Source organism: Facklamia sp. P13069 (assembly GCF_050409405.1).
Classification (GTDB): domain Bacteria; phylum Bacillota; class Bacilli; order Lactobacillales; family Aerococcaceae; genus Facklamia.
The window spans coordinates 1-21,190 of sequence record NZ_JBNUPN010000010.1; the positions used below are offsets into that span (position 1 = coordinate 1).

The 21,190-nt window shown below is 38.9% G+C and carries 33 protein-coding genes; all 33 read right to left on the minus strand.

Annotation, left to right across the window (positions count from 1 at the left end):
- Positions 1-1,786 (minus strand): phage tail spike protein (locus tag ACQV2T_RS04085; protein WP_428893257.1); only part of this gene is annotated, 1,786 nt, incomplete at its 3' end.
- Complete coding sequence (locus ACQV2T_RS04090) at positions 1,783-2,559, minus strand: distal tail protein Dit (RefSeq protein WP_428893258.1); 777 nt, start codon at positions 2,557-2,559, stop codon at positions 1,783-1,785. The genes ACQV2T_RS04090 and ACQV2T_RS04085, both read right to left, overlap by 4 nt.
- 11 nt (positions 2,560-2,570) lie before the next feature.
- On the minus strand, positions 2,571-6,926 hold the full coding sequence (locus tag ACQV2T_RS04095; RefSeq protein WP_428893259.1) for a phage tail tape measure protein: 4,356 nt from the start codon (positions 6,924-6,926) through the stop codon (positions 2,571-2,573).
- Positions 6,926-7,189, minus strand: a complete 264-nt coding sequence (locus ACQV2T_RS04100; RefSeq protein WP_428872900.1) for a hypothetical protein — start codon at positions 7,187-7,189, stop codon at positions 6,926-6,928. Before ACQV2T_RS04100 ends, ACQV2T_RS04095 begins: the two co-directional genes overlap by 1 nt.
- Positions 7,190-7,260: 71 nt before the next feature.
- Complete coding sequence (locus ACQV2T_RS04105; protein ID WP_428875953.1) at positions 7,261-7,665, minus strand: tail assembly chaperone; 405 nt, start codon at positions 7,663-7,665, stop codon at positions 7,261-7,263.
- Between the two features lie 69 nt (positions 7,666-7,734).
- Positions 7,735-8,283 carry a phage major tail protein, TP901-1 family gene (locus ACQV2T_RS04110; RefSeq protein ID WP_428893260.1) on the minus strand — a complete coding sequence of 183 codons (549 nt, stop codon included), beginning with the start codon at positions 8,281-8,283 and terminating at the stop codon, positions 7,735-7,737.
- A 12-nt stretch (positions 8,284-8,295) separates the two neighbouring features.
- Positions 8,296-8,688, minus strand: a complete 393-nt coding sequence (locus ACQV2T_RS04115; RefSeq protein ID WP_428872896.1) for a hypothetical protein — start codon at positions 8,686-8,688, stop codon at positions 8,296-8,298.
- Positions 8,688-9,053 (minus strand): HK97-gp10 family putative phage morphogenesis protein, encoded by a 366-nt coding sequence (locus ACQV2T_RS04120; protein ID WP_428892509.1) that lies wholly within the window; start codon positions 9,051-9,053, stop codon positions 8,688-8,690. Before ACQV2T_RS04120 ends, ACQV2T_RS04115 begins: the two co-directional genes overlap by 1 nt.
- Positions 9,046-9,357 carry a hypothetical protein gene (locus ACQV2T_RS04125; RefSeq protein ID WP_428893261.1) on the minus strand — a complete coding sequence of 104 codons (312 nt, stop codon included), beginning with the start codon at positions 9,355-9,357 and terminating at the stop codon, positions 9,046-9,048. Before ACQV2T_RS04125 ends, ACQV2T_RS04120 begins: the two co-directional genes overlap by 8 nt.
- Positions 9,354-9,701: a phage head-tail connector protein gene (locus tag ACQV2T_RS04130; protein WP_428893262.1), complete on the minus strand. Its 348-nt coding sequence runs from the start codon at positions 9,699-9,701 to the stop codon at positions 9,354-9,356. Before ACQV2T_RS04130 ends, ACQV2T_RS04125 begins: the two co-directional genes overlap by 4 nt.
- Before the next feature lie 7 nt (positions 9,702-9,708).
- Positions 9,709-9,942 (minus strand): hypothetical protein, encoded by a 234-nt coding sequence (locus ACQV2T_RS04135; RefSeq protein WP_428872889.1) that lies wholly within the window; start codon positions 9,940-9,942, stop codon positions 9,709-9,711.
- Positions 9,943-9,956: 14 nt separating this feature from the next.
- Positions 9,957-10,997: a major capsid protein gene (locus ACQV2T_RS04140; protein WP_428893263.1), complete on the minus strand. Its 1,041-nt coding sequence runs from the start codon at positions 10,995-10,997 to the stop codon at positions 9,957-9,959.
- A gap of 11 nt (positions 10,998-11,008) precedes the next feature.
- Entirely contained in the window at positions 11,009-11,314 is a 306-nt protein-coding gene (locus ACQV2T_RS04145; RefSeq protein WP_428872886.1) for a hypothetical protein, read from the minus strand.
- Positions 11,315-11,334: 20 nt separating this feature from the next.
- Positions 11,335-11,979, minus strand: coding sequence for a capsid assembly scaffolding protein Gp46 family protein (locus tag ACQV2T_RS04150; RefSeq protein ID WP_428893264.1), 645 nt, complete (start codon positions 11,977-11,979; stop codon positions 11,335-11,337).
- Between the two features lie 103 nt (positions 11,980-12,082).
- Complete coding sequence (locus ACQV2T_RS04155; protein WP_428893265.1) at positions 12,083-12,298, minus strand: hypothetical protein; 216 nt, start codon at positions 12,296-12,298, stop codon at positions 12,083-12,085.
- 25 nt (positions 12,299-12,323) lie between these two features.
- Entirely contained in the window at positions 12,324-12,521 is a 198-nt protein-coding gene (locus tag ACQV2T_RS04160) for a hypothetical protein (protein ID WP_428872883.1), read from the minus strand.
- Positions 12,522-12,599: 78 nt separating this feature from the next.
- Complete coding sequence (locus ACQV2T_RS04165) at positions 12,600-12,803, minus strand: hypothetical protein (protein WP_428893266.1); 204 nt, start codon at positions 12,801-12,803, stop codon at positions 12,600-12,602.
- Between the two features lie 24 nt (positions 12,804-12,827).
- Positions 12,828-12,980: a hypothetical protein gene (locus ACQV2T_RS04170; protein ID WP_428892516.1), complete on the minus strand. Its 153-nt coding sequence runs from the start codon at positions 12,978-12,980 to the stop codon at positions 12,828-12,830.
- A 67-nt stretch (positions 12,981-13,047) separates the two neighbouring features.
- Entirely contained in the window at positions 13,048-13,200 is a 153-nt protein-coding gene (locus tag ACQV2T_RS04175) for a hypothetical protein (protein ID WP_428893267.1), read from the minus strand.
- On the minus strand, positions 13,197-14,174 hold the full coding sequence (locus tag ACQV2T_RS04180) for a minor capsid protein (protein WP_428893268.1): 978 nt from the start codon (positions 14,172-14,174) through the stop codon (positions 13,197-13,199). Before ACQV2T_RS04180 ends, ACQV2T_RS04175 begins: the two co-directional genes overlap by 4 nt.
- Entirely contained in the window at positions 14,152-15,696 is a 1,545-nt protein-coding gene (locus tag ACQV2T_RS04185; protein ID WP_428892518.1) for a phage portal protein, read from the minus strand. Before ACQV2T_RS04185 ends, ACQV2T_RS04180 begins: the two co-directional genes overlap by 23 nt.
- Before the next feature lie 12 nt (positions 15,697-15,708).
- The gene (gene terL, locus ACQV2T_RS04190; protein ID WP_428893269.1) at positions 15,709-17,139 is read right to left on the minus strand and encodes a phage terminase large subunit; all 1,431 of its coding nucleotides are present in this window, start codon (positions 17,137-17,139) and stop codon (positions 15,709-15,711) included.
- Complete coding sequence (locus ACQV2T_RS04195; RefSeq protein WP_428872876.1) at positions 17,126-17,587, minus strand: helix-turn-helix domain-containing protein; 462 nt, start codon at positions 17,585-17,587, stop codon at positions 17,126-17,128. The genes terL and ACQV2T_RS04195 overlap by 14 nt, the downstream gene beginning before the upstream one ends.
- 58 nt (positions 17,588-17,645) lie before the next feature.
- Positions 17,646-18,248 carry a hypothetical protein gene (locus ACQV2T_RS04200; protein WP_428893270.1) on the minus strand — a complete coding sequence of 201 codons (603 nt, stop codon included), beginning with the start codon at positions 18,246-18,248 and terminating at the stop codon, positions 17,646-17,648.
- Positions 18,249-18,250: 2 nt separating this feature from the next.
- Positions 18,251-18,433 (minus strand): hypothetical protein, encoded by a 183-nt coding sequence (locus ACQV2T_RS04205; protein ID WP_428893271.1) that lies wholly within the window; start codon positions 18,431-18,433, stop codon positions 18,251-18,253.
- A 367-nt stretch (positions 18,434-18,800) separates the two neighbouring features.
- Positions 18,801-19,232 carry a DUF1492 domain-containing protein gene (locus ACQV2T_RS04210; protein ID WP_428893272.1) on the minus strand — a complete coding sequence of 144 codons (432 nt, stop codon included), beginning with the start codon at positions 19,230-19,232 and terminating at the stop codon, positions 18,801-18,803.
- Positions 19,229-19,489: a hypothetical protein gene (locus ACQV2T_RS04215; protein WP_428893273.1), complete on the minus strand. Its 261-nt coding sequence runs from the start codon at positions 19,487-19,489 to the stop codon at positions 19,229-19,231. Before ACQV2T_RS04215 ends, ACQV2T_RS04210 begins: the two co-directional genes overlap by 4 nt.
- 1 nt (position 19,490) lies before the next feature.
- Positions 19,491-19,658 (minus strand): hypothetical protein, encoded by a 168-nt coding sequence (locus tag ACQV2T_RS04220; RefSeq protein WP_428872871.1) that lies wholly within the window; start codon positions 19,656-19,658, stop codon positions 19,491-19,493.
- On the minus strand, positions 19,655-19,795 hold the full coding sequence (locus tag ACQV2T_RS04225) for a hypothetical protein (RefSeq protein ID WP_428884881.1): 141 nt from the start codon (positions 19,793-19,795) through the stop codon (positions 19,655-19,657). Before ACQV2T_RS04225 ends, ACQV2T_RS04220 begins: the two co-directional genes overlap by 4 nt.
- Before the next feature lie 61 nt (positions 19,796-19,856).
- On the minus strand, positions 19,857-20,036 hold the full coding sequence (locus ACQV2T_RS04230) for a hypothetical protein (RefSeq protein ID WP_428893274.1): 180 nt from the start codon (positions 20,034-20,036) through the stop codon (positions 19,857-19,859).
- The gene (locus ACQV2T_RS04235) at positions 20,037-20,510 is read right to left on the minus strand and encodes a hypothetical protein (protein ID WP_428893275.1); all 474 of its coding nucleotides are present in this window, start codon (positions 20,508-20,510) and stop codon (positions 20,037-20,039) included.
- The gene (locus ACQV2T_RS04240) at positions 20,511-20,702 is read right to left on the minus strand and encodes a hypothetical protein (protein ID WP_428893276.1); all 192 of its coding nucleotides are present in this window, start codon (positions 20,700-20,702) and stop codon (positions 20,511-20,513) included. It abuts the gene before it with no gap.
- Positions 20,703-21,170, minus strand: a complete 468-nt coding sequence (locus ACQV2T_RS04245) for a class I SAM-dependent methyltransferase (protein WP_428893277.1) — start codon at positions 21,168-21,170, stop codon at positions 20,703-20,705.
- Between the last annotated feature and the right edge of the window lie 20 nt (positions 21,171-21,190).

A 21,190-nucleotide genomic window follows, 5' to 3' on the forward strand; every position in this document is an offset into this window, starting at 1 on the left:
CTTTCCCCGGCGCTCCATCTTGCCCATCAGACCCTTTCTGGCCATCTTCACCTTTTATTTTTGACCACTTATAGTCACTGTAGTTTGATGATTGAGTGGGTGTTTCTTTGTTTTCGGCAATACCGATATACTGAGTGCTCGCTTTAGGATAGTCGGACATTCCAGATGTAGGGGTATCAGCGTATTTTATCCAAGTGTATGTTGGTTGCCCATTTTTTCCAGGTGGTCCTTTTACACCATCGCGACCTTCAAGAGATTCTAACCATTCTTCCTCACTTCCTTGAAAGCCATGTTTGACAGCTATTTCATAAGCTGAATCGCCCGGAGTCAATTCGATATTAATCAAATCTTGCTTAGCTTTTTGTAATTGATCATTGAATTTTTTAGATTGTTGGTCGAGTTGTTGGAATTTGTTGTCAATTTCAGCTTTTAGATTGTTGCTGATAATTTCTTTCCATGCCTCACCATTCCACAGAAGCGCGATGAATTCACCCGGATAACGCGGATCTGGTTTAAACCAAAGGTCGTTTACTCTCGGATTTTCTGGTTCTTGATCGTCTAGATAAATCGATAGCCCATTATCTTTCACAATCTGTTTAATGTCATTAATAAATTGCGGAATAATTGAATCTTGAACATTTGAAATGATCTTAGCCGTTGATTGTCGAGTGCTCTCACCGATTCCATCCCCTATTTGCATATCCACGGCAACGTTCACTTTACGATCCCACTTAATCATGACTACTCGAGCTTCATAATCTAAGTTCTTGTCGTGTCTTACTACTCGAACGGTATCACCAATGTCTGTATTTGTTAAATACCTAGATGTCGTTTGAAAAAGAACTTTTGGTCTAGACTCATATTGCAAAGCCTCAAAAGTTCTTCTTAGTAGCTCTCCCGGGTCATCTGTTTTCGATTCAAATACCCCAAACTTAGGTATATTCTCTTTGGCGGTTTTAATACCGAACTTACTGGTCGCTTCGGGAAGTTGAACCCATTTTTGACCTAACGGTTTGTCTACTGGATCCCCTTTTGATACTGACCATTCAACATCTTCAAAAGTAATTCGTCTTCCATAACCAGCTGTCTCATTGACCGTTCCGTCAACTCCTACATCACCTGAATCGGATACTTGAATTGAATTCCCACGCCCGTACAGTGCAGTCACTATACCGATAGATTCTTCTTCTTTTAAAATACGTAATGCGTTATGTCCATAAACCACACGCTTACCTATTGATTTACCGACTTTAGTCTTGAAATCAATATACTTTTTACCTAACCTGTTTCCATTAATTTCGACAAAGAATTGAGCTTCCAGTCCTGTTTGTGCCAAAACCTCTAACATACAATCAAACACCGTTTTATAATAAAAATTGGTGGTTACTGTAGCATTGCCCATATATGCCCCAACAGACCAATCCGTCTTCTCAAATATTCGGTTAAGTAGTTGTCTTCCGTCGGTCTTGTTAGGTCGAATATCTTCGATAATCGCTTTACTAAGGTCTTCAATCCCCTTATTAATTCCGACAAGAGCGTGTAGTTGATGTTCTAAAGACTTCTTAGCAACAAAATAGAAATGAAATTTATAGCGGTCCTCTCTACTAGGCACCGCTATATACTCCACTTCTTGCATTAATTGGTCGTCTTGAGCTTTTATTTCAACGTCTAAACGATCATAAACAAATGAGTCTTTTGTCAACTCAAAAGTTTGATAGCTTGTCTTTATGAGCTTGTCGGGAATGATTTTGATTAATTCCTCTTGATTATTAAATAGATAGATCATAAGGCTTCATTCCTCCAAGTCACTTTTGTTATTGTTACACCTTTACCTGTTATGATGTCCCCCTTCTTGATATAGAAAAACTCCAAATCAGAATGAAGCGCTAAATCAGATTCGATTGATCGTCCCTCGTAAGTGATAGAAACTTCATCGCCGCTAAAGTCTATCGTTATATCTTTACCGGCATCATACGCTCCATCTAACACGATTCGTTGACCGCCATTAATAATTTCAACGTGGTTAGTTGTTTTTGTCACGTTAGCAATTATTGTTTTTGGTGTAGTCTGTTTATATACTTCTTCGGTGATAGTATTAGTGTTTTCTGAAATAGTAACCCTTCGTTTTCTAGGTTTAGGACACAGAAAGAAAATAGACCCTACTAGTGTAAGGTCTGTTTCTTCAGGAAGAGAGGCTTTAGTGTAAATAGCATTGTAGTACCAATCTTTTTCATCATCAAAAATTAAAGTGAGATCTTCTTGTCTGAGTAAATCATTCAATTTAGTGAGTGACTCTCTCAACTCTTCATTGCTATGTGCAGCTAATATAAAACCTATCTCGATGATTCTTTCTCGGTCTTGATAATAATTCACCCACACTCCGTCATACAACGGGATTGGTTGCGTATCGACTTCTCGGTCAACTAAGCCCCTACCTTCCGTATAGATTTGACGGTAACCCGGAATAATATCATCTATGTATTGGCCATTAATAGCTAGGTTATCTGAAGGGGATTCGAGTGATCCCACTTCAGATGGTCCAATAAATTGATACAACATAAAATCCCCTCCTAATAACTTAATCTTAATTCAGCTTGTTGTGTTTTAGTAATATCATTTACGTGCGTTGTCCATTCATGCCCACCCATAACTAAAGTAATACGAGTTGGGGCGGTGTTTGTAGTCAAGCCACTCGAATCGACGTCTGCGAAGCGACGATTTGAAATAGCTGTTTGTGCTACTTTGGCTACACGAGGTGCTTCCATAACGGCTGCGTTAGCTAACTTAGTAGCCATCTGTTTAACAGCTTTGAGCTTATTCTCCATACCAACGATTTGACCTTCGCCAGTAAATTCACCAATCTCTTCAGTTACCTTTGAAGGAGAATGAATTCTAAGAGCTGATCGCATCGCAGCGGCCGCTGAGTTTGCAATCGATCGGGCTAACCCTATGATCGATCCTGCCATAGAAGATAGCCCGCCATAGAAACCTGCCCCCATGTTATAACCCGCAGATCGTGCTTGACCTGCCGCCGCATTCATAGCTGATACTGCACTTGACATTGAGCTTCGGACCCTTGAAACGACATTAGACATTCCACTTGAAACCACCGATTGCATTGAACTCATCATAGAGCTAGCATTTGCTTTCATAGCGTTAAAGCCATTCTGCATAGCACTCTTCATTGAGTTCATCTTCGATTTTACATCAGAACTCATTGATTCAAAATTGCTAGTAACATCAGATTTCATTGTTCTTGAAGAGCTATTAGCATCTTGGGCAATCAATGTGTAGGCAATTTTAATTTGGGCTTTCATAAGGTTCATAGCACTAATAGAAGCGTCACGCAAAGCTTCGTAATGAGCTTTAGCATTCTCTACTTCTTGCGACCTAGCGTTTACGTCAGTAGCTGTTTGCCCTGCTGCGTCACTTGCAGGGGTAAGACCTTGCATGGCAGAAGTAGCCCCATTTGCAAAGTTTTGATAAGGTGTTACAGCGTTTTCTACTTGCTGCGAGTTAGCAACCGCCGTTTGTGCCGTTTGCGCTGTTAACGAATCAACAGTCACACCGTATTCAGCTAATGAGGCCTGTGTCCAAGAAGGTAATTGGTTATACCAATCCACCATAGACATAACCTCGCCTGTATTAGCAAAGGCCTTGTTTGCTGTTTCTGCTGTCATTAAATTAACCACAGCATCATATTCACCTAAATAAGCTTGTGCCCCAGAACTTAATTGACTATAGAAGTCTGCAAACGTTCCTACTTGAGAGGTATTTGCTTGAACCGCCGACGTTGCTTGAGAAGCAAGACCAGGTACAGTCGTAGCCATAAGGCTCATAGCATTGGTTGCACCATTCTTAAAGTCCTCAAACGGGTTAGCCGCTAAATTAAGTGCGTTAGCACTATCTATAACACCAGTTGATGCTTGCATAGCAAGGTTAGGAACTTGTAAAGCCATGTTTGACATAGCAGTAGTCGCATCATTGCCAAATTGATGAAAGTTTTGTCCAGCTAAAGCAACCTGTTGAGAACTTTGTACAACTCCATTTGCCGTTGTTAGAGCCATTCCCGGAACGGTAGTTGAAAGGCCTTGCATTGATCCTTGGATATTAGCAACCATTTGGTTATAGGGTATTACACCCTGTGTTCCTATAGGTTGAAAGGCTGTTGTCACCCCTTGGGTGGTTGTATTAGCTGCTGCAACCGTTCCACCCTTAATGTTTTGCATCGATGAAATGATATTTGTATCTAAATTGTTAAAGATTTCCTCGACATTAAATTCCATTGCTTGAAATTCGCCTGGCACAGAGTTAGCCGCTTGAGCTGCATTAGATTGCATACCCGCGGTAATCTCTTGCATAGAAGATTCAAGCGAAGCGGACATCGAATCCATTATTGAAGTTGACTCATCTGCCATCCCTTTAAATTCAGTAGTGACCGCGTTAGAGGCTTCTTTTGCTCCTCCTCCGAGCCACTTCGGCATATTATTACCCCACCAGTCGCCTATTTTCCCTCCAAGATCCATGATTCCATCGAAAATCGCTTTTCCGATTGAGGCCATAAGGTCGATAACTGCGCTATTAATAGCTGGTATAGCTGATATCAACCCTTTAATTAGCTCAAATACAATCTTAGCCCCAGCAATCATAATTTCTGGCAAGTTTGAAATAATTCCTCTTACAAGAGAGCTTATAATCTCTCCCGCTGATGAAATGATATTAGGAATGGCGGCGGCTATTGCTTGAATTAAAGCAGATACAATCTGAACTCCCCCAGCAATTACTTGAGGTAGGTTTGACATTAAAGCCTGAACGAAACTAGTAATTAATTGAACCCCAAGAGTTAGTATGTTTGGCAGTGAAGAAGTTATCCCTTGAATAAGAGATAAGATAATTTGAATACCCGTTTGAATAACGACAGGTAAAGCTATATTCAAGCCATTTTGAAAAGTGGACACCATCTGTTGTGCTGACGCTAACAGTTGAGGGCCTGCCTGAATCAACCCTTGTACTAAAGCCAAAACAAACTGCATACCTGCTACCATTAATTGAGGTACAGCAGATATTAAAGAGGTTACAAGAGAAGTAACAACGTTAATTGCTGCACTGATAATTTGAGGTAAGCCTGCTTGCACTCCTTGAACGAGCGCTACAATGATTTCTACACCTTTTTGAATAATAGTTGGTATATTGGCTGCTAAAGCGTTAGCTAAACCAGTAATAATATTTATACCAGTTGCCATTAGTTGAGGCAAAGCACTAATTATTCCGTTCGCTAGATTACTAATAATGGTTGGGCCTTGAGTTGTAGCAAGGTTTATCATTCCCATGATTTCGTCATAAAAGGCTGTTCCTAAAAGACCGACGGCTGCGGCAAAAACACCGATCGCAGCAACGGGTCCTACTATAGCAAGTCCTAACTGTGCCAATGCTGCTATGGCCCTACTCGTTCCAGCTGTAGCGGAAAGACCAATATTTGTGAAGCTCGCCATCAACGTACCTAGTTTAGGAAATAAACCGTTGAAAAAGGCAGTAAACGTTGTCCCCAACGTTCCCATAACACCTTGAACCACGCCTAAACTGCCGACAGCACCTATGCTTGAGGTTGCTAATCCAATAAACCCGGTACCAACACTAGCTATAGCACCTGCAAAGCTCATCATTCCACCGGCTACCGTCGCAGCCATTGACACAAAGCCGCCCATGATCGTTAAAACCGGACCGACAGCTGCGGCCATTCCTGCCCATTTTAGGATTTGCATCTGTTGTGCATCTGATAGCTCAGAAAAGGCATCAATAACATCAGCGACCCTTGTTACTATTTCAGCCAAAGGACCTTGAATCAAGTCATAAAGTTCGAGTTGAGCCGATTCAATGGACCCTCCGAGTGTTTCCCAAGCTCCCGGCAAACCTTCCATCAAGGTGTCTGCCATCTTTTGAGCCGCTCCGTCCGATTGAATTAGGGATTGGGTTAAGCTATCAAATTCACCCGGCGCACTATTAATCAAAGCGAGCATACCAGACATAGCGTTTTGTCCAAATAGTGTGGTTATTGCTTGTTGTTTCTGTTGGTCTGTCATGTCTGCCATTTCCGAGCGTAATTCCGGAATGATTTGATTTAACGGTTTCATTTTTCCTGAAGCGTCAAACGCAGACCAACCCCAGTCTTCCATAAGGAGTCGAGCCTTTTTAGTTGGGGCAGATAAACGCGTTAAGGCCCCTCTCAAGGTTGTACCTGCCTGAGAACCTTTGATACCTGCGTTAGACATAATACCAATCGCTGCGGCTGTTTCTTCAAGTGAAATACCTAAAGACCCTGCTACTGGTCCGGCGTATTTCATAGCCTCGCCCATATCTGAGATTTCAGCGTTCGTGGCAGCAGCAGCTTGAGCAAACACGTCAGCTACGTGCCCGGTCTGTGTCATGTCCAAGTTGAACTGGTTAAGAGCTGTAGCTGCAACCTCAGCAGCAAGTGCCATATTTCCGCCCGAGGCGGCGGCTAAGTCAATAACCCCTGGCATGGAGTCGAAAATCTCTTTTGTACCGAAACCTGCTGAACCCATCATCTCCATAGCTGAAGCAACGTCAGTCGCTCCGAAGATTGAGTCGGCTCCTAGTTTGATTGCTTGTTTCCTTAAATCTTCAAAAGAGACTCCCGTCTCTTCAGAAACGGCTTTTACAGCATTAAAGGTTGAATCAAACTCTTGCCCAGTAGTAAAAATACTTTTTCCCATTGCTGCCAACGGTGCGGTAATGCCTGCGGACATATAAGCACCCGTTTTCATCATGGTTTTACCCATTTCTCCTACTGAACCAACCGTATCATTTGCGAGTGTTTTGACTTGTTTGCTAGCTTGGGCGATTCCCGCAGTGAAACCACTATCTACTAGCGACAGGACGGCTTCAACAGAATAAGATTCTGCCATTAAGTTTCCTCCTTCCTTAAGTTTTCTAATTCTTTTTTGCGTCGTGCAATTTCTTTAAGTTCAGAGAAAACTTGGCGTTTCTTAAGAGTTTTTTCATCTTCACCGAGAAGTTCTTTAAAGGTTGAATACCTAAACTTACCGTCATCGTCAGTGACGTTAACCACTCTTTCTTGAATCCATATTTCATAAAGTCTTTGTTCATCTGACTTCTTCTTCCGTTGGTTGAAAGCCCCCAACTCAAAATTAAAATCTTCAAGAGACATCGCCCTTGCTTCGTCTAGAGTTTTACCTAGACATGATCCGGCTAGTTCGATAGCCTCTCGATAGATATTTCTTACTTCTCTTCTTGAGTCTCCTCTTTCTTGAGTTTCGCTTGAGCTTCCTTCGCTTTCTTGAAAATACGTGCCGCCCCAGGTGCTTTCTTCAAGTATTCTAAAAAATCTGAGAACAATTTCTCCTCAGACTTGTCATCTTCAGTTTGTTCGTCGATATAATCTTCAATGTCTTCTCTCGAAGGTTTGTTATGATTATCGGCTGTTGCGAATTGGATAATATAGGCGATGGTTAACGGGTTGTTATTAGACAACTCGATCATTGCTTGATGAATACCAAAGTCCATTGACATACCGTTATCCATCTCTAAACGATATTTCTCATTCAAGCGTTCCAAGAAACCTAATCCGAAAGTCATTAAGTAGGTAGTATCGTTGATCTTAATTGGTTGAGTTCTTTTTGCCATTTTGTTTTCTCTCCTTTAAATTGAACTTAAAAAAATAGAGCGGGATAGTACCCGCTCTTAAGTATTGTGTTATGCGCCTGCTGAAGGGATCTCTCCGTCTTCTGCGGTTACTTTTTCTCCAGGTTTACGGAATCCGTAAAGAGACTCAATAATTAATTTCTGTTCGTCTGTTAACTTAGCGCGACCTTTGACAGGGCGACCGTCAATAGACATTGTGGTAGAAATTTCAGCTAGGTCTTCTACGTCATTAGGGTCTGACCATTCGTTTAAGTTACCGCGAGCGTATAACATCTCGTAATCGTCTGTGTCTTCTTTGTATGAAGCCATGTTAACTTCCCAAACTTCTAATTTCTCGTCCATCAAAACAGACTCGAATAGCATATTGTTGACAGGGTCATTAGAAGCAATTGCCTCGATTTCTAACTCAACAGTAAGCCCACCGGTCGCATTCACTGCACCATCTTTGGACGGCTTAGAGTTTGAGTCTCGTTCATATTTCCATTCGTGGACCGTTTGTAATGCTAATTTAGCTGCTATATCTTTTTCAGCATCTGATAATAGACGGAATAGTAAGAATTTATCTTTCCCTCTAATTGCTGTTATTTCTGTTTTTGCCATTTTTTCTCTCCTTTAATAGTGAATAGTGAATTCTAGATCTAATACAACGTGCCAAAGAGTGGATCCTGTTGAATTGTCCGCTAGTGTCCTTTTCCTCGACGCATTAATTTTTGACATTAAAAAAAGCGTCTCTAATTGGACGTTACGAGTCATCGCTCGCATTTTGTCAGCCATTAAAGACACTTCGCTTTTTTGTAATTCTGAACCCCAAAAATGTAACCGCACGCTAATGGCCCCTAACAAAGGACCTTTAGTAGCACGAGGAGAATCGGCTATCTCCCCAAAAGTCATGAATGGGTAATCGGTACCAAGACTTGGAAGGGAGGGATAGACGCTATATCCTAACTGTTTGCCGATACTTCCTAGTTTATTTCGTACTTGATCATCAAGTGTGTTATTTGCCATTATTTAGTCAACCTTTCCAAGTCATCAATGAATTGCAATTTGGTCTGTTCGAAGCCGGGTTTAACATAAGGTTGTTCTTCCATAAAACGTGTTCCATATTCTGGATAAACTGCCCACCCAGTGGTAGGTCCTGCAAAAGCTGTTAAATCTCCATCACGCAATCCACTTCCTAGAGGTATAGAGCGCTTAGTCTCTCCTGTAGAGTAGCCTTTAACGAAGACGGCTTCTTTTGCGATGTTGTTTGTTAACCTTTTTCCGTTTTCTCTTACGATGGTTTTAGCATCATCAAGTGTGACCATTCTTGCAAATTTACCTAAGAGTTGTTCATGACCGCGCCAGTTTAGTTTTACTCTAGATTTACCCATCTTCGTTCACCGAATCCACCGCTACATAAAAAACCTTATGATCTAGTCTGTTGCGGACCCACTTGTGGGGAACCCCGTTAATCTCGACTAAATCAAAAGGTTTTCGGTAGGGCTGTAATAAACGAATGATCTTAACTTCCGATTTATAGTCTCCAAAAAGACTAAAACTTCGGTCTAAACCAAGTGTTGAGAGATGACAAGCCTTTGTTTCTCTAATCGGCTCTTGTTCGACATAATCACCTATCTCGAAGTCGTAAGTGGGTACTCCTCCTTTTAAAAAGGTTACTCTTGCGTTTGTTCTCAATAGAACGTCACCTCACCGGGTGTCACATTTAGTCGTTCGCCTACATCCGGATAATAGATGCGTAAATAGGCTTTATACTGCTCAAAGTCTTTAAGGGGAGATTCATATGTGGTTGAATGCCCTTCAATACTCGTACTCTTCATCCCCTCATTGCCTCTGCGGTTATAACGCTTAAGCGATACATCCGTAATAATAAAGTTAAAAACAGGCAGTACCAATTTAGCACCCGTTATCAGTAAAAACTCTTGGGTAGTATCATTGATGATGTCTTGGAGGACTTGATCTTGCAGGTCGTCAACAATATCTAAACGACGCTTTAAGACTTCTAAAAAGTTAGTCCCCATATTTCATCTACTCCTTTGTTTTAGTTGCTTCTTGCTTTGGTTCAGTTTCTTTCTTAGACTCTACGATCTTCTCATAACTAAATTCCTCATAGGCTTTCCAGTTAGAGTTCTTTTTCGCTTGAGCTTTGATGTCTTTTACGATTTGATCTGCTCGAGTTTGAGCCATCTCAACGACTTCGTCTTTTTTGACATCGCGTTTTAGTTTTTCATCATGATAGGGTAAATTAAATTTGATTTTCACTGAATTCTCCTTTCTTAGGCTCCTGGCAAGTTAGGTAATACTGTAGCAGATACCACTTGACCCGCTGTCGGGAATGAAGGTAAAGCGGTAGCTACTGCCTTAGTATAGGTAGCAACTGGGTCGACTGATTCGTCGTAAACCATCGCTAATACGTTCCCAACATTCGTTAAATCTACAGCAGGGTTTTGACGTAAACGTAATTCTTCAGGTGTAGGCCCGAATACGGTATTTCCTAAAGCCCCGTTTGGTAACAATACGAATGATCCTTCTGGCAAGTAACGCTTCATCGCATACGTTCCGTCGGCTTTTTGCTCACGATACATGCGGTCCTCAGTTCCTAAAACAGGTAAACCGTGAGCCACCATGAAGTCATTAATCTCCGTTAAAGATAGACGTTTGGTTGAGTCACCAAGAATCGCTTTCTTGATGTTAACAGAGTTAGCAATTTTTCGAACAACTTGACGAGTAGTTAAGATACGCCCTGGAGTAATACCGGTTGCCAAAACTAGAGAATCAATCCATTTATCAATATCTCCTAAAATGTCAGCATTCTCTTGTGACCAATCCGCAGTTTGTAATTGATCAGAACGGAAACCATAGTTAACTTCAAATTTAGCGTGGTTCTCATTAGCCGTAACTTTCCCAGTAGCTAAAGCCTCGTACCGCATACGCTCTACGCGAACTTTAACCGAACTCACCATATTATCGATATCGTTATAAATCGTGTCGATAATAGATTTATAAGCAGGAGACGTTTCTTTTATGCTATTTAAACGTAATAGCAATTCTTCGTTCACTTGGATTTTACGCTTGATAAACGCAATCTTCTCACGAACGAGTTGACCACCATCACGAGAAGCAATTTCAGATTCAGTATCGAAAGCATGAACTGAAGCTGTTACTGGTGCTTCATTAGAGCCCTTCAAATACTCCATCTCAAGTGACTCTTGTTTCATGGATGGGAATAAAGCTTCCCCTGCTTGAGCGTCATATTCCTTGTTAGCAACATAGTCAATGACGTTCTGATTGTTAAAAATATCTAAAATGTCTGGCATTTACTTTCCTCCTAATAAAATTTAATTTCTTTCATTGCGGCAATTGCTTCAGCAGCTGGCTCTACAGGTAAACGATCTTTTAAGATATAACCTTCGACAATTACTGAACAAGGTTGATCTCCTGCTGATACGTCGACATCGTTATATAAAATACCGATAGCCGTTCCGTCGTTAGCTGGGAAGACGGTTCCTGCTGGAATAACCCCTTTACCTTCTTTATCCATTGCCTTTGTAGCAGTATGTGTAAATGCTACAACGTGAGCAGATTTTAAGAAGTTAACCTTCCCTTGATATTCAACATCTTTAATAAATGGCATTTGTTTTCCTCCTTGTTGATTTAACCCCAGTTAGATACAACTGGTTTTTGTTGTTTTTCATTGCGCTCTTTAGCGATTCTTGCACCTTCCGATAAATTGCTTGACGATGATTGTCCTCCAACCCGAGGATCCTTTTGACGAAGACGAGCTTTATCACGCTCAGCATCACGTTGTTTGATGATTTCTTCAAAGCGATTAATACGTTCGTTAGTTTCTTCGACGTCGCCTTTAACGACGATTAATTCAGCAAGCTCTGTAGGGAACTGCTTATCTGCTAAAACATTTTTAGTGTCTGATAAGAGTTCTTTATAATCGGCTTCTGCTTCTCTTGCAGCTATTTCTGCTTCACGATCTTTTAATTCCTGTTCGCGTTTTTCAGCATCCGACATTTTAGCTAAAGTCTTTTCTTTTGCTAATGCCTCTTTTACTGCTTTATCGATAGCTTCCTTTTGTTTTTTATTAGCCGTTTCACGTTCTCGCTTTAAGCGTTCTTCAACAACAGTGTTTAGCTCTTCTTGACTAAACTTCTTCTCTCCATCATCGACGTTTGTTTCATCGTTATTTACTTCCTCTTCTTGATCGTTGCTAGCATTTGGATCAGTAGGTTCAGTAGAGTCAGCAAATAGTTGTAAGTTGAGAGGTAGTCCTCTGAGATTCTTCTTCACAATCATTTCTCCTTTTTTGAGTCTTGTTTGACTATGGATTTCCATGCGTCTTTTAATGTCATAAGCACGTTTTGGACAAAATAAATAGCCCTATTTCTAGGACTTACCAACTTGCACTTTCCATAATATTGATACGTTGTTTATTGATTGTTGTGTTAACTAGTTTCACCGGGTCATTAATAATTGGTAGCGCAACATCTTGAGTTATAGCCGGGGTTAGAACTATCTTCCCAACATTATTTGTCTCAATTTCTATTTCTATACCATTAGCTATAGCTTCTAAATCATTATTAGATAACCTTATTAATACTCTCCTCATACTTCCTCCTTTTGAAAAGGTTATTTTATTTTTTATCTAAGTAAATGTAGATTCCGAGTAATATTATTAAACACACCAACGCAATAACTATCTGGAACAACAGTGGTGCAAAGACCAGCCACCAAGACCAATTGATATAACCTAGAATCTTAGCGATAACAAAAATGATTTGAATTATGCTTATTGTCGGAAAAGTGTTATTCGTCGTTTCGTTATCTTTCATTCCCTCACTCCTTTCGAAAGGTTATTTTCTTAGCTAATTCACTTGCTATGTGCCACACATCAATCACCTCTCTCGTTATTAGAATACAATTTTAACTCGAACTCGGTATTTGAGTTTCTCACCGAACGGTTTATTTTTATATATCAATTGAACAGTAATGGGGTTAATATAGTATTTCAGTTCAAATAGTCTAGCTTTTAGCCAGATACGTGCTTTTCCTAAAAGCGAGCAATCACAATCAGAACCGTCACATTCAATGTCTATTACTCGTGGTCTAGTCATTTGCTAACCTCCTATAACTCAAATTCATTCCTTGGGTTCGAATTCCCCTTTAACTTTTACTGAGACATCAATAGTTGTCTCATTCCACTCTGGGTCATAACCGATATCGAGTGATACACCGATAAGTCTTTCCTCGTCGATTGTTATCTTTTTTAATTCTTCAATTAGTTCTTTCATATTCCCTCCTATATCAAAATCAATTCGACCCATTTTATGTTGCTTTAAAAAGCCCCTTCTTTAGTCATTACCTTTTTTTGACAAACTTATAAGACGTCACTTGAATCTCACCGTCTTTATGTTTTAGAGCCTTTCCACTTAAGACGTCTTTTGCAATAAATACCAATTTACTCAATGTATTAAGTTCCTTGTATTCAGCAGTAACTTTTCTTACTTTCATAAGATCGCTCCTTTGTTTGCTTCATATTTTTTAAACAGTTCATCTAAAACAGCTTCATCAACGGCGGGCGCTACTGCACAGTGGCAATGAGGGTGAATAGGCGGAGCGTTTTGTCCGATTATCATATCTCTTACTAGAAATGGGTTGTTGTCTGCTACATTTTTACAAAGATCGCAAGCGCTTGGTTCTGGAATTAGGTTAAACTTCTCATAACCGTTCTCTTTAAAAACGATTAAAGCTCCTTCGGTTTGAACCCTCGCTTGTTCAGTTACGGCTAAGCGATGGGCTTCATAAGCACTCACTTTAAACCTTTTTCTTAGTAATGGTACGAGGTCTCTTGAGCTTTTTCCTCGCATCAAATTGTTAGACATCATCTTTGCTACATCAATTCGCAGTTGGTCTTGTTTTTGCCAAATATTTTCAGACCAAGTAGCACCCTCGTACCTTACATTTAAAACGGCTTTACCTATCCGTCGGATTGTTTCTTGATCAGGTACGCTTTCGCCTAAAATACCACTTTGCTTTATGATTTCATCAACGAATCCATTCTCGATGAACTTCTTCATCAACTTATACTGACCGTCATGCATAGCGACTAATTCTAAGTCAACGTGATAAACTAAAAGTTCAGCCCTGTTCATTCGCATTTTCAAGTTATATAACTTAAGTTCTGCGTTCGCTTCAGGGCTGAAATCTTTCTCTTTTACGTAGCGTTTTGCTTTATCAGCAAAGGCTTCTACATCCATAGCTGATACACGTTTTTTAGCTTCTTGTTTAGTAATTCCTTCTTTACTGGCGTATCTGTGTAGAAAAGCATCAATTTCTGTTTCAATATTCTTTTGCGCTCCTCTATAAAGCGTGTCTAGCTCTTTGCGAAAAGACTCTTCATCTTTGATGCGATTTATCATTTCTGCGTTAACGCGTTCTCGCCAGTAAAGGTTGTCCGGGAGATTACTCGGTTTGATCTTCGGCATCGCTATTCACCGCCAAGTCTGTCATTCTTTGTTTCTTAGCAAGGTTTTGTATTAAGCCTTCATCGTCAATCTTTTCTTTCTTGAGACGTTCCAATTCTTGAGAGACATTATCTGTGATATTAGTAATCTCTAAAATAGTTTCGTTAGACATCTCTCCTCCTAAAGCGTTGAAGGCTTCTATCGCTTCTTTAAGTGCTTTCGGTAAATTCAATGTGAATCGAATATCTAAATGATCAATGTTAAAATTTAGAATCGATCCATTTTCAACACCTAAGTAGCCTATAAGCTCATATCGGCGTTTCAGTGACTTCTCAAAATGTGCCATCGTGTCAATAATACGTTGGTCTAAACCAAACATTTTCTGTCTGACTGCTTCGCCCGTTTGAACGCCCCCAAACTTTTCATCGCTTAAATTAGGCACGCCTGTTTCAGCGTGAATATCGTCTTTCAAACGCGTCTTAAACGCTTCAGCACCGCCCGAGTCATAAGACTTCTGTAGGAACTTCGCGTCAACATCTCCCACCGGTTTATTATCTTGGTCAGTAGGAGGTTTCAAGTGCATAAGACGGGATTGCAGCATTTTTTGAAGCCAATCTATTTGTTGTTCCGGTGTAGAGTTTCGAGGCATGTGCATTAGACCTTTGATCATCAATATGGCATCTGAAATATCCTGCATATAGTTTGCTGTATCCGATTGTGCCGCGTCGTAAGCATCAATTTTACTGAGATGTGTTTCATAGGCTCCAATTCCTAACTCGTTACCAAGGTATTCAGTAATTTGGATTTGATTGACTGCGTATTCATCGATGTCCTCATCAAAAAGTTCGTTTTGCTTAAGCTCCAACAAGTAAATGTAATTATCATTACCATACACTTCAACGATTAAAGTGTTGTCATCTTCAGAAGTAAATTGCGTTTTTGGGTAGTATCTTACGGCAGCGACGGAATGTTCAGCGTGGGTGTTGTCATAAATAACAAAAGTCTGTCTCACATCAAACTTACGAATGCGGATCTTGTCTTCTTGATTTTGATAAACATAATCATAAGCTCTGCCTGTTTCTGCAATCGTCTTAATCAGTGATCGGTTAAGCTGATACGTATTGTTCTGTCGATCTACTTCATGTAGAAAGTCATTAATTGTCGCGTTTTCTTCTTCTTCTAATTCCTCGTCATAGTATTCGACAATTATTTCTTTACCAGCAATATACCCTTGAATAAACGTCGCTACTAAATCACCAAAGTTATGAACGAGGCGATTATCTGCCATTTCTTTATTTTTCACTCGGTTATACTCTAAAATCGTGTGGTTATCACCTCTTGCATAGTCTTGTAATTCGATTAATCGAGGTTGCTGTATTTCACGGTGATGGTTGATGTACTTGATTAGCAATTCATAGTTGTTATCGAGAAGGCTATTCATATCATTGACGCGGTACCTTAAACGCGACTCTTCGTGGAATCGCTTTTTAAGTCTTTTTCGCTTCCCAAAAGAATTTATAAATGGTGTTGCGTTATCTTGCATTTAATTACCTCCTTACAAGAAGCCGAAACCTCTTCTTAAAATATCGTATTCTTCTTCGACGTCGCTATCGTCTACAATAAATTGACTCACGTCTTCAGCAACCCCCGTTAATGAGTCGGGTGCATCGTCGTGTTTGTTCTTGCCTTCTTTTTGAAAGGACATTAGTTGTTCATAAAGTTCTGGCCATTTATTATGCCACCCTTCAGGAAAATAAATATGCTCCATACACCACGAAGCATGAGTCAGTATTCTAGCTATTTTATTCTTGGTTTGATGGAACCAGTTGATTACTGTGTAGTTGCTATTAAATTGTCTATTTAATATGCGTTCGACGCTTCTTGCAAAGCCACGTCCACCGTTATTTGATTCAAATTTTGCAACGTTCACTTTGTTTTCGTACAACTTCGCTGCTAACGCCGGTTCTGTAATTTCCATTGCGTCTTTTGTAAACAAGATGTCCAAGATATAAGCCTCATTATCGAAAGTAACGCCATAGATGTAAGTTGCGAGGAAGTCAGCCCCCGTATCCGCCGTATCTGTGTAGGAGCGAATCTGTTTAAATTCCGGTAGCTCGCCGGTATAGGTTTTAAATCCACGGTATAAAGCTCCTTCGATGTCTATTGGGCTTTGTTGGTAGTTTGCTGCGGCTATTTCAGGACTCATCGATTTTGTTTTTCTGTTAAATTCTCGAGCTGATAACACTTCTTCACAAAGCATCGTGCCGTCATCTTGTTTCGCTTTAAGATTAATGTGCTTGATCTTGTATTCTCTACTTAAATCCGTTAATACACGACCTGCTAAGTCTTTAGAGTGCCACCTCGTCATGATGATAAGTAACTTACCACCTTCTTCTAAACGGGATAACATTGTATCGGTGAACCAACTCCAATGCTTTTCGAGAACATTTGCGTTGTTTGCTTCTTCAGCACTCTTAATAAGGTCATCAATAATAATAAAATCGGCTCCGAATCCGGTTGCTGTTCCTGTAGGCGAAGTAGCTAAGTAGTTTACGGTTGGACTTCCTTCTAAACTCCACATGTTCATTGCCCCATCACCAAACTTTATCTTAGTACCGGGGAAAATATCGCTATAAACGATAATATCTTCTTGAGCTTTCACTTCTGAGATAGCGTTACGCACCTGTTTAGAAAAGTTTGTTGATAGAGTTTCGTTATATGACCCTGTCATAACGCGTTTAGTGTGATCCAAACCTAGTAACCATTGTGTGAATTTTGTAGATGTCAGTGATTTACCATGTCTTGGTGGAACGTTGACCACTAAAATATCATTATCGTCTGTTAAGAACTCCTGCATGTCATCACATAAGTCGATTAAATATTGCCGTGACGGTTTATAAAACTTAGGAGTTGTTAGTTGACAGTAATCAAAAAAGCTCTTGCGAGCTAGAGCTTTTCGAACCTCTTGAACATCAATCCTCACCATATTTAGCCGCCAACTTTCTCAACTCATCGACACTTAATTCGTCGTACGGGTTAGAAGTCTTAACATTCATTCCTCCGCTTACTTCAGTCTCACGTTTGTCTCGCCACTCTTTAGGTTTTCGGTTCTTCAACCAAAATATCTGTGCGGTGGTATTAGGTGGTGCATACTTTTCAACTTCTACAACCTCGCCTTTGTTTGTTACCATTTCCTCGGTGTATTTATAGCCGAGTGCGTTTTTAAGTAAGGCATTCTCTACTTGCCTATCTACTACGGCTTTACCCTTTTTTAAGGACTCAAATATTGAAGGGTATTTCTTTTTCCAGTTATTAAGTGTTTGCTCACTCACGCCTATATTGTGAGATATTTGTCTGTCCGTGAGGCCATCTCTTGCCCAACCTTCGATCTCTAATAAACCTTCTTCTGTTATCCAATACTCGTATTTAGCCACGGCCTCACTCCTTTCAGTGCATAATAAAAAGACACCAGATTGGGTGTCTTGGCTTTAATTAAACTTTTCTTTCCTCATCAAATAAAACAACTTTTATATTTCTTGTAAAAGAAATATATACATTTTTTACACCATACTTTTCTTTATAAGAATTATAATCTAGGTCATAATCCCCTTCTGATTTTTTTAACTTAAAATCAAAATTTCCATCATCAAAATCAAACCCTTGAATATAACCCGAATCAATAAATTCCCCTTCCAATGAAAAAATTAAAATATATTTATCATACTTACCTATTTCTTTCTCAATATCACTTCTTAATAAATTAATGAAAGAGTTACTAATTTTATTTTGTTTTGAATGTTTAATTTTCTTTTTTTTTAGATACTTATTCATTAGGCTAATCGCATAGTTTAATAAAAATAAAGTTATAAAAAAAGAGGAAATAAAGTAAAGTTCAAAATTCCAATGTCTTTGAGTTAAATTCATTAAAGAGTTTAAAATAAATATATTAATAGTTACAAAAATTAATGACAAACTTTTTCTTTCATCATCGTTTTTATGTTGAAAGTTTATTAATAATCCTTTGTCTCTTAAAATCCAGTAATAAACCATTCCAAAAGAACCCAATATTAAAATATTTTGAAGAGGATTATACATTATTATTCACTTTTTTCTTTTTTAGTTGGTATTTTAGGTGGCTCAGTTTGAGAGACCTCAGGTAGAATCCTTGCTCCATTGTGGGGTCGAGAGTAGTCACCTATTCTTTTTTCTATATTCTTTTTATCTTCTAATGATTTTGGCGGATAACAGTCTTTTGGACGATATATCTTTTCTTCTTTCACAAATATCTCTCCTTTATTTAATTTTATATAATTATACTAAATTCCGCCCTCGTCGCATAGGGCGGAAAAGAAAGGAAGTATTTTGGTTTTACGAGTCTGCGGAACAATCACAATCCGCAATGCAACTGGTAAGGATTTGCACCTTACATAACACATTACTGTTCAAGGGTTGCCCACGTAATATGTCTTATCCCTTTTAAGCGTCTACCTATTCCGCCACAGTTGCTGAAAGTCCTTTTTGTCTATATTTTTAGAACACAATACATAGACTTTGTTTATATACTCACATTTCGGCGACCAGTCTGTTAGTTTTCCACACGCTCTAGGCGAACTGCATCAACTGGGATTGTTTTTGAGCTATTGCTCATTATAACAATATCATTTTTTCTTGGTGGCTTTTAATGGCTTTTTCGAATTCGTGCAAAGCCTTGCCATGTAACCGATATACCCATCTAAGATCGTATCCCATAAACTCGGCAATCTTTTCCCAAGTAAAGCCAATCGTATATCGGTATCTTAAAAGTTGTCTGCAAGTCGGATCTTCTATTTTTTCGATTTGCTCACTAATCTTTATTTTTAATTTAATTAAATCATCAGATCTGTTGGCTATTCTAACAGCATAGTCTGCTAGGGTTGCGAATATATCATCTCCTTGCCCCTTGCCACTTGATTGAACTTTCATATCTGAGATTATCGGCCTTCTTACTGTTAGATTAAAAATTGATTCCCGTTCTTTTGCCAGTGTATCAATTTCTTGTTGTATCCACGCAACTTGCGATAAATAATCTTTTGCCCTCATTCGTCACCTCCGAATATTTTCTGTAGTCGTTCTTTGCTAATGATTAGATTGTATTTATCTAACAAAGAGAATGCGTTTTCTACGGAATTTTTAAACTCCCAGAATGCTTTATTTAATCTATATTTAAGCTGTTCTGGTATCGGTAGAGATAAAATGTATCTTTCTTCTTCAATTATCTCTCGGATTCTCTCTTGTTTATAATAGACTTCCATTTTATGTTTTGCTCTCGCTACTGCACGATGCCTATCATTCGCCATTTTAAAACACCTCGAATAGATCCATGCTTGGCGTTACTTCTTCAATGGCAACTACTGAATGATATTTTGCTTTTGCTTCAGTTTCTGCTTCTTGAATCGTATAAGCATCAAAATAAACATATCTTTGATTTCCGTGAACATCTTTTACTAAAATCTTAAATTGCTTCATGCTTTCCTCCTATACTGGTCAGGGTGTCTTAAGATATAAGTGTTCCCACTCGCTTCAATAACAGTAGCTTTACCCTTTTTCATCTTTTTAATCGTTACAATGGGTCGGTAGCGATCTCCTACTTTTCGTTCTTTCAATCAAACTCGTCCTTTCTGTAAATTGCTGACATGATAAGTACGGTTAAAAGCACTGGAATGATTAGGTGCATTTAGTCACCTCTTTATTTTGTTTTCTCCTTTTGATTTCTTGGTCAGTGATATATTTTGCATAATTTACCGATTTGGATAACATGTTTAATTCTCTCTCTGATAAATTCTCAGGCGATAAATCAAATAAATCAGCACATAAGTTTTTAAACTTTAATTGATTCATATTCATTTAGTCAACCTCCAACAAATCTCTAATCTTAGTCGGATCTTCGTCTTCCCATTTGACAAATGAAAATAAATCGCTGTTTATTTCGAAATCATTATAGTTTCCGTCTTCCCAATAACGATCCCTTTTAACAGGAATCCATTCAAAAGCACCCAGTGTGCCATCTTCATCTCTTGCTAAATATTTTATTGTTTTAACGTTCTCCAAAATAACTCTTTCAACATCTGATAATTTAATTTCTCTATCTTTAATAGGAGTTGACGCGTATTCTACGCATAGTTTTAAAAGGTTTTCTTTATCTGATTCGCTCATTTCATAAAAATTTTCATATCTTGTATCGAGCGCATAGGTTTCACTAGTTCTTACACTACAATAATATGCACTACCTATTTTAATGTATATACCCTTATCCACTACTCCGATTTCCCAATCTTCATTAATCTCTTTAACTTTTTTAATAAATTCTTTTGTTAACATTTAACCCACCTCTTTTATTAATTGTATGATTTCTTCTTTTGTTTCTTTTACTTCCCAATAACTATCTTCGTAAATATCGTTTATTAAAGTTATGACTCCATGACCTTTATGATTGTTAATAACACAAATATAGTTAGGGTTTATATATAAGGTTTCATCATCATGTAAACAATGCAATTTTATAAACTTCATTTATCCTACCTCCTTCACAAAAACCAACCATCTAGTTTTCCCCCTTTGGTCTCCTAAAATAGGTTTGTATTTTATATTGGCCAGAACCTCTTTTACATGTATCTGACAATCAGACCATTTAAAAATAAGTGTTCCAGTTGGCTTTAACACTCTCAGACATTCATCAAATCCTCTTGAAATATCATCCTGCCAGTTATCAACATCTAATTGTCCGTACTGCGCTTTCATCACACTGTTTGGACCTGCCCACTTTAAGTGTGGTGGGTCAAATATAACCAAATCAAATTCATTGTCTGGGTAGGGCATATTTCTAAAATCGGCTAATACATCTGGATTTACATCAACGTGTTTTCCATGTATATCGAATTTCTCTTTGCGAACATCCTGGTAAATAGTGTTCTCGTTGTTTTTGTCATACCAAAACATTTTACTTCCACAACAGACATCAAGAATCTTTATTACCCTCACCTCTTTCCTCTTTCAAAGCA

Excerpts from the sequence above, each read along its gene's own strand:
- ACQV2T_RS04090 (WP_428893258.1), bottom strand. The coding sequence starts at position 2,559 with ATGTTGTATCAATTTATTGGACCATCTGAAGTGGGATCACTCGAATCC.
- ACQV2T_RS04095 (WP_428893259.1), bottom strand. The coding sequence starts at position 6,926 with ATGGCAGAATCTTATTCTGTTGAAGCCGTCCTGTCGCTAGTAGATAGT.
- ACQV2T_RS04100 (WP_428872900.1), bottom strand. The coding sequence starts at position 7,189 with ATGTCTCTTGAAGATTTTAATTTTGAGTTGGGGGCTTTCAACCAACGG.
- ACQV2T_RS04105 (WP_428875953.1), bottom strand. The coding sequence starts at position 7,665 with ATGGCAAAAAGAACTCAACCAATTAAGATCAACGATACTACCTACTTA.
- ACQV2T_RS04110 (WP_428893260.1), bottom strand. The coding sequence starts at position 8,283 with ATGGCAAAAACAGAAATAACAGCAATTAGAGGGAAAGATAAATTCTTA.
- ACQV2T_RS04115 (WP_428872896.1), bottom strand. The coding sequence starts at position 8,688 with ATGGCAAATAACACACTTGATGATCAAGTACGAAATAAACTAGGAAGT.
- ACQV2T_RS04120 (WP_428892509.1), bottom strand. The coding sequence starts at position 9,053 with ATGGGTAAATCTAGAGTAAAACTAAACTGGCGCGGTCATGAACAACTC.
- ACQV2T_RS04130 (WP_428893262.1), bottom strand. The coding sequence starts at position 9,701 with ATGGGGACTAACTTTTTAGAAGTCTTAAAGCGTCGTTTAGATATTGTT.
- ACQV2T_RS04140 (WP_428893263.1), bottom strand. The coding sequence starts at position 10,997 with ATGCCAGACATTTTAGATATTTTTAACAATCAGAACGTCATTGACTAT.
- ACQV2T_RS04145 (WP_428872886.1), bottom strand. The coding sequence starts at position 11,314 with ATGCCATTTATTAAAGATGTTGAATATCAAGGGAAGGTTAACTTCTTA.
- ACQV2T_RS04155 (WP_428893265.1), bottom strand. The coding sequence starts at position 12,298 with ATGAGGAGAGTATTAATAAGGTTATCTAATAATGATTTAGAAGCTATA.
- ACQV2T_RS04160 (WP_428872883.1), bottom strand. The coding sequence starts at position 12,521 with ATGAAAGATAACGAAACGACGAATAACACTTTTCCGACAATAAGCATA.
- ACQV2T_RS04165 (WP_428893266.1), bottom strand. The coding sequence starts at position 12,803 with ATGACTAGACCACGAGTAATAGACATTGAATGTGACGGTTCTGATTGT.
- ACQV2T_RS04170 (WP_428892516.1), bottom strand. The coding sequence starts at position 12,980 with ATGAAAGAACTAATTGAAGAATTAAAAAAGATAACAATCGACGAGGAA.
- ACQV2T_RS04175 (WP_428893267.1), bottom strand. The coding sequence starts at position 13,200 with ATGAAAGTAAGAAAAGTTACTGCTGAATACAAGGAACTTAATACATTG.
- ACQV2T_RS04180 (WP_428893268.1), bottom strand. The coding sequence starts at position 14,174 with ATGCCGAAGATCAAACCGAGTAATCTCCCGGACAACCTTTACTGGCGA.
- ACQV2T_RS04185 (WP_428892518.1), bottom strand. The coding sequence starts at position 15,696 with ATGCAAGATAACGCAACACCATTTATAAATTCTTTTGGGAAGCGAAAA.
- terL (WP_428893269.1), bottom strand. The coding sequence starts at position 17,139 with ATGGTGAGGATTGATGTTCAAGAGGTTCGAAAAGCTCTAGCTCGCAAG.
- ACQV2T_RS04200 (WP_428893270.1), bottom strand. The coding sequence starts at position 18,248 with ATGTATAATCCTCTTCAAAATATTTTAATATTGGGTTCTTTTGGAATG.
- ACQV2T_RS04210 (WP_428893272.1), bottom strand. The coding sequence starts at position 19,232 with ATGAGGGCAAAAGATTATTTATCGCAAGTTGCGTGGATACAACAAGAA.
- ACQV2T_RS04215 (WP_428893273.1), bottom strand. The coding sequence starts at position 19,489 with ATGGCGAATGATAGGCATCGTGCAGTAGCGAGAGCAAAACATAAAATG.
- ACQV2T_RS04220 (WP_428872871.1), bottom strand. The coding sequence starts at position 19,658 with ATGAAGCAATTTAAGATTTTAGTAAAAGATGTTCACGGAAATCAAAGA.
- ACQV2T_RS04230 (WP_428893274.1), bottom strand. The coding sequence starts at position 20,036 with ATGAATATGAATCAATTAAAGTTTAAAAACTTATGTGCTGATTTATTT.
- ACQV2T_RS04235 (WP_428893275.1), bottom strand. The coding sequence starts at position 20,510 with ATGTTAACAAAAGAATTTATTAAAAAAGTTAAAGAGATTAATGAAGAT.
- ACQV2T_RS04240 (WP_428893276.1), bottom strand. The coding sequence starts at position 20,702 with ATGAAGTTTATAAAATTGCATTGTTTACATGATGATGAAACCTTATAT.